This window comes from Methylocystis sp., assembly GCF_051061285.1.
Taxonomy (GTDB): domain Bacteria; phylum Pseudomonadota; class Alphaproteobacteria; order Rhizobiales; family Beijerinckiaceae; genus Methylocystis.
Genome location: NZ_JBPFEA010000046.1, coordinates 1 through 6,075, shown reverse-complemented (window position 1 = coordinate 6,075; position 6,075 = coordinate 1). Strand labels below are relative to the sequence as shown.

Below are 6,075 nucleotides of genomic sequence, written 5' to 3'. Positions count from 1 at the left end.
TCTCGCCGAGTTCGAATATCGATTCAACCGTCGATACGACCTCAGCGAAATGATCCCGCGTCTCGGCTTCGTCGCGATCAGAACTTTGCCCATGCCTTATCGACTGCTCAAACTGGCTGACTTTCAGGCGTAATCAGGAAGTCTATAATGAGGCAATCGTGGAGAACGCGCAGGCTCTGGCGGTGACGCTCAGCGACGACGGGCTTCGCATCGTCACCGGTGGAACCGACACCAGCCTGATGCTGATGGAGCTTGCTTGAGTGCGCGGGCCTCGCCGTCAACAAGAACCTGATCCCTTTCGATCCGCGCCCTCCCGAAGCGACTTCGGGTTTGCGCCTTTCCAGCAACGCCGGAACGACGCGCGGCTTTGGGGTTTCGGAATTCCTAATGATCGCGCAATGGATAGCCCGCATCCTGCAAGTTCCAACTGACGCGCTGACGATCGCGACTCTTCGTGAAGAGGTTCGGGCGCTCTGTAGGAGGCGCCCTATCTACTGAGCCTCAAGAAGCCTTTTTAAGTAGAATGGAGGCGCGGCCATGGCGGCGATGAGTCCCGAAGAGATCATCCTTGAGACGTCGGCGACGGATTTTCGAATTCCCGCCACGGACGGGCGAACCTGCTCGCTCGACGATATCGCCGGCGAAAATGGAACAGTGATCGTCTTCATCTGCAATCACTGCCCTTACGTCAAAGCCGTGATCGACCGGCTTGTCGGCGACGCCCGCGTGCTCATGAAAGAAGGGATCGGCTTTGCGGCCATCTGCGCGAACGACGCCGAGATTTATCCCGAGGACTCCTTCGACAAGATGAAGGAATTCGCGAAGGCGCACGATTTCCCCTTCCCCTATCTTCACGACGAAGCACAATCCATCGCGCGAGCCTATGGCGCAGTCTGCACGCCCGATTTCTTTGGCTACGATCGAGATCGCAAACTCAAATATCGAGGCCGTCTCGATGCGGGACGCACGTCTCCGCCTCCGGCCGGGGCGAGGCGAGAACTCGTCGAGGCGATGCGCGCCATCGCCGCCACGGGAGCGGCCCCGCCCGACCAAATTCCCTCGATCGGCTGTTCGATTAAATGGAAATCGACGCTCGGCTGAGCGCACCAAGCAGACTTGAGATAGCGCCTGCCCTAAACAGGCGGCGAAATAGCGCCGAGCGGCAGGCGCAATTTGAGGACGGGCGCAACATGACCCTCCTTGTTGTAAGAGGGCGATCCATGCAAGCAATCACCTGCTGCTGTTGAGCATGGCGCTGTTCGGATTTGAGGGCGCGTCATGGCGCCTTTGGCCACAACCCAAATTCGTCCGAGCCGGTTCGTTCCTGTTCGAACGCGTTTTCAAAATCGTGCAGTTTTGTGATACTTGCACACAACCCGCGCAACCTCCGTATCGTCAAGCGGTGGGCGACATCGCATGCGGTTCCAGGCGAGCAATAATTCGAGCGCGACGTCGGGGGCGACATTGTGCCAGAGCAAATGGCCGGTCAGCGAGGCAATCGTCGAGTTGCGTTGGCCCTCCGCCACCCCTTCTTTCACGAGATGCCGCCAATCGGAAAGCGAACGTCCGACGCGCAGCCCTTGAATTGGCGTGATCAGCCAGCGCGACAGAGGCGCCAGCGCGATCTCGTCGGGGTTGCGTCTCGGAGCCCATTCGTAAAAAGCGCCGCTCGGGTGAATGGACGGCGGGACGACGATGTAACCGCCGTCGCCCCGCAAATCGATTCCCTGCGCCAAGCCAGCGCGATTCCTGACGAGGCCGCCCGGGTGAGCGAAATAGAGGTGACGGCCACCGCCGCCAGTTGTCGCTTCCACCGTCGCGGGAACCGGACCGTATCTGCGCTCCAATCGTTCGAGCGCGACGTCGCCTCCGTGCTTCGGATCGACATCGAGGACAATCAGATTTGAAATCTCGCCGCTGACGACTCCGATATTGGCGTCCGGCCATCGCCGGAACCATTCGGCGACGTCCTCCCTCGAAGGTCGTCGGATCTGCAAATGCGTCCAAGGGATGAGCGGCCGCTTATCGCGCGGCCGCAGCGGCAAAATCGACCAGCCGCGAGCCAAGTAACGCTTGGCTGCTTCGGCCCTCGCCGTCTGTTCGGCCATCGCCTCCGCCTCACCCGAGCCGCCGGAAGAGCTCTCATTCGTCCCTTTACGGGGTTCTTCCCTTGAAAGGACTTACGGGAGGCTTCGGAAATAGGTCAAGCGCTGGCGACGCCAATGCAAAGCTCCAATTACATATATATGTTACATAAAGACCGGCGCGGTCAGGGAGCCCGCCCTTGGCAAGACTCCACCCGCGCAGCTGATAAGGGCGCGGCAATCGGCGCGGCGACGCATGGCGCAAATTTCGTCCGACAAGCAAACCAGAGTCCCCACCGCCATTGAATTGGCGAGTCGGCAGCGCGAAATTTCCGTTTCGGAGTTCTTCCTCAAGAACCGTCACCTGCTTGGATTCGATACGCCCGCCAAGGCGTTGGTCACGGCCGTCAAAGAGGCTGTGGACAACGCCCTCGACGCTTGCGAGGAAGCGGGGGTGTTGCCCGAAATTGTTGTGCACGTGCGCGATCGTTTGGGGAAAGCGCGAGTGGTGGTCGAGGACAACGGCCCTGGCATTGTCGAAAGCCAAATCGCGCGCATTTTCGGCAAACTGCTTTATGGATCGAAATTCCACAAACTGAGCCAGTCGCGCGGTCAACAGGGAATGGGAATCTCGGCCGCGGGAATGTACGGTCAACTTACCGTGGGTAAGCCGCTGCACATCATCAGCCGCACCGAAGGCGATGAACTGGCTTCGGAGCTTTACGTCTCGATCGATACGGCCAATAATCGGCCGGACATCCACAAGAAGAGACGCGTCGAGTGGGACCGCCCGCACGGAACGCGGGTCGAGATGGAGATGGAGGGCCACCATCAAACGGGGCCGCATTCGGTTGAAGTCTATTTAAAGCAGACCGCCATCGCCAATCCGCATGTGTCGATCACATACGTTGACCCGCATGGGAAAGAAACCCATTTTCTTCGCTGCGCCGATACCCTTCCCTCTCGACCAAAAGAAATCAAACCGCATCCGCACGGCGTCGAGCTTGGTCGGCTCATCCAAATGTTGAGCAACACAACGAGTCGGTCCTTGTTGCGGTTTCTCGTCGATGAGTTTTCTTGCGTTGGCAAAAAGACGGCGATCGAGATTATCAAGCGCGCCGGTAAACCGCTAACCGATCGCTCTTACCCAACCCACATCGCCCACGCGCAGGCCGCGGCATTGCATCGCGCCATCCAAAAAACACGCGTGTTGGCCCCGCGGACGGATTGCATTGTCCCAATCGGCGAAGCGCAACTTCTCGAAGGCTTACGCAAGGAATTGGCCGCGGATTTTTATACAACCGCCACCCGGCCCGCCGCAGCCTATCGCGGCAACCCGTTTCAAGTGGAAGTCGGAATGGCGTTTGGCCGTCCCGGCGAGCCCGACATTGAGGTAGACGCCGGCGGCCATATGCGACGCATACAAAAAGCGCAACATGCCCGCGCGGTCGAACAGCTGATCGCGCCAAAGGACGAGCCTGTTCGTCTTTTGCGTTTTGCGAATCGGACGCCGCTCCTCTACCAGCAGTCCAGTTGCGCCATCACCAAGGCCGTAATTCAGACGAACTGGCGGACTTATGGCCTCCATCAGACCAAAGGGGCGTTGCCGAATGCGCCAATGGCGATCTTGGTCCACGTGGCCTCGGTTTGGATTCCCTATACTTCCGAGTCCAAGGAAGCGATCGAGCCCTATCCGGAAATTCTCAAGGAGATCAAATTAGGGCTGCAACAATGTGCGCGTCGACTCGCGCATTACCTGCGCCGCGAGCTTCACCTTCGTCAGGAATATGACAGACGGGCCCACATTGAAAGGTATCTGCCGCATATTGGCGCCGCCCTGCAGGACATTTTGGCGCTGAGCGACGATGAACGGGATTCTACCGTGAACATGCTTGATGACGTCCTCCACACGAGCCGCACGACCCCAAGGTCGAAACCATGAAGAACGCCAGCTCCGTCAAGACGCCCAGCGATCAGGATAAAGAAACGATCACCTTGATTGAATCGATCGCGCGCGAGGTCCGCAAAGACATCGACACTGGAGTCTTGCCTAGCATCAAGCTCCCCGCCCGCGGCCTCGACAATGTGACCTATGATGAAATGAAAGGCTATTTGGAGCTGGGCGGCGCACACAAGCTGCGCACGTTGACGGTGAACACCGCCCGATCTTTCGCGCAAACGCTACGCCTGATGGCGACTTCCCGCGCCATGGTCGAGAGCAATGATTTCGCCACGAAGCGCGAAGCCTATTACATCAGCAAGAACTGGGGGGACTGCCGATTCGACGAACAAGCCGAGTCTGACGCCATTATGGACGACATCGAAGCCATGGCGTCGATGCATGGCCTTTCACGCGAGCAATTACGCTTCTACCCCGAGTCGCATGGCGGCTCAGTCGCCGGCCGGCTCACCGTCATCGACAAAGATTCCGCGACTGGACGATCCATTGAGATCGACTGCGCCAATCTCGGGAGCGGCGCCTATAGTATTCCACGTTCGGCCGAGCACTTGAGCTTCAGGACTGATGCGCGTTTCGTGCTCGCCATTGAAACCGGCGGCATGTTTCAACGCCTCAACAATCACCGTTTCTGGGAAACCGCGAAATGCATCATCGTTGAAATGGGCGGCGTGCCGACCCGCGCGACTCGGCGGTTTATTCGCCTTCTTTCCGACACGCAGGATTTGCCTGTCTACTGCTTTGTGGACTGCGACCCCTATGGGTTCACCAATATTTACCGCACGCTCAAGGTAGGTTCAGGCAACGCCGCTCACGTCAATCGCTTCCTGTGTGTGCCGCGGGCGCGCTTCTTAGGCGTCACGCCACAAGATATTCTCGACTTTGGCCTTGAGGACGCGACCCACGCCCTTACAGCGACCGACGTTAAGCGGGCGCAAGACGCGCTGCAAAACGACCCGTTCATCAAGGCTAATCCTGCATGGATCGCCGCCATCGAGCAATTGCTTAAAATGGGGGTACGCGCCGAGCAGCAAGCGCTGGCCAAATGGGGCCTCAATTACGTTATCGACCAATATCTGCCGCGGAAGCTCGCCGACGAGAGCGGTTTTCTGCCGTGAGACCTGACGCAGTTAGATAAAGAAGCACTTGCGACGTGGCGCATTTGCGCTGATTGGGCGCGGGTCGCCCCGCGAGGGCGGTTGAGAAGAACCCGTGACGGCGTCCAGCAGAACGGCTGGTCGGGTCGTCGTCGCGCGCGAGGCTGAGGGCTAACCTCAGCGCCAGCCCTGAAACCAAAATGCTATCGCGCTCGTCGCGCCAAAGCAGGCCCGGGCCCTGGCACGCGCTCCGTTTGGCGATGCTGTTGATTTCCGCTAGGATTTGACCCGGGTTTTTCACTGAGGACTGACCCACCTGGATTTATGTTTTGGTCTTTATGCCGGGGTCAAGTTTTTAGCTTTCTCCTTTCGTCGTTTTGTTGCGTCGGCGCTCGCCTTGAAGCGGAAGCTGTCATTGCCAGTTTCAACGATGTGGCAATGGTGCGTCAGGCGATCGAGCAACGCCGTCGTCATTTTCGCGTCGCCGAACACGCCGGCCCATTCGCTGAAGCTCAGGTTCGTGGTGATGACCACGCTGGCGCGCTCGTAAAGCTTGCTAAGCAGATGGAAGAGCAAGGCGCCGCCGGACGGACTGAAGGGCAGATAGCCAAGTTCATCCAGGATTACGAGATCGTTGCGAACCAGCCGTTCGGCAATCTGACCTGCTTTGCCCTGCGCTTTTTCCTTCTCAAGCGCATTGACCAGTTCGACGGTGGAGAAGAAGCGAACCTTTTTGCGATGATGTTCGACGGCCTGAACGCCGAGAGCTGTTGCCAGGTGCGTCTTTCCCGTTCCAGGCGAGGCAGAGACATGGCGCCGGACTTCTGGCGAATGAAGAGACGATCCACTATGCGTTCCACCCTTTATCTGGGGAAACGGTGGCGTCGACCGGCCGGCAGGTCGTTTACGGCGGCGTCGAACACGTCACCATTCGCCT

General features: G+C 58.7%; 4 protein-coding genes and 3 pseudogenes. 5 read left to right on the top strand and 2 right to left on the bottom strand.

The features are described from left to right. The 3 genes and pseudogenes from ACR65T_RS16400 to ACR65T_RS16390 form a co-directional block, all read left to right on the top strand. Window positions 1-133: pseudogene (locus ACR65T_RS16400) on the top strand (IS1595 family transposase); the annotation flags it as partial. Between the two features lie 25 nt (window positions 134-158). Beyond that, window positions 159-498 (top strand): annotated as a pseudogene (locus tag ACR65T_RS16395) (hypothetical protein). Window positions 499-537: 39 nt separating this feature from the next. Beyond that, window positions 538-1,101 carry a thioredoxin family protein gene (locus ACR65T_RS16390; RefSeq protein ID WP_434497496.1) on the top strand — a complete coding sequence of 188 codons (564 nt, stop codon included), beginning with the start codon at window positions 538-540 and terminating at the stop codon, window positions 1,099-1,101. A 239-nt stretch (window positions 1,102-1,340) separates the two neighbouring features. Here the strand turns inward: ACR65T_RS16390 and ACR65T_RS16385 are convergent, their stop codons facing one another. Next, a complete protein-coding gene (locus ACR65T_RS16385; protein WP_434497495.1) occupies window positions 1,341-2,108 on the bottom strand; it encodes a bifunctional DNA primase/polymerase in 768 nt (255 codons plus the stop codon). A gap of 232 nt (window positions 2,109-2,340) precedes the next feature. Here ACR65T_RS16385 and ACR65T_RS16380 point away from each other — a divergent pair, with 232 nt between their 5' ends. Both ACR65T_RS16380 and ACR65T_RS16375 read left to right on the top strand, forming a co-directional pair. Continuing rightward, window positions 2,341-4,026, top strand: coding sequence for a DNA topoisomerase VI subunit B (locus ACR65T_RS16380; protein WP_434497494.1), 1,686 nt, complete (start codon window positions 2,341-2,343; stop codon window positions 4,024-4,026). Beyond that, window positions 4,023-5,159: a DNA topoisomerase IV subunit A gene (locus tag ACR65T_RS16375; protein ID WP_434497493.1), complete on the top strand. Its 1,137-nt coding sequence runs from the start codon at window positions 4,023-4,025 to the stop codon at window positions 5,157-5,159. Before ACR65T_RS16380 ends, ACR65T_RS16375 begins: the two co-directional genes overlap by 4 nt. 315 nt (window positions 5,160-5,474) lie before the next feature. Here the strand turns inward: ACR65T_RS16375 and ACR65T_RS16370 are convergent. Next, window positions 5,475-5,936 (bottom strand): annotated as a pseudogene (locus tag ACR65T_RS16370) (ATP-binding protein); the annotation flags it as partial. Between the last annotated feature and the right edge of the window lie 139 nt (window positions 5,937-6,075).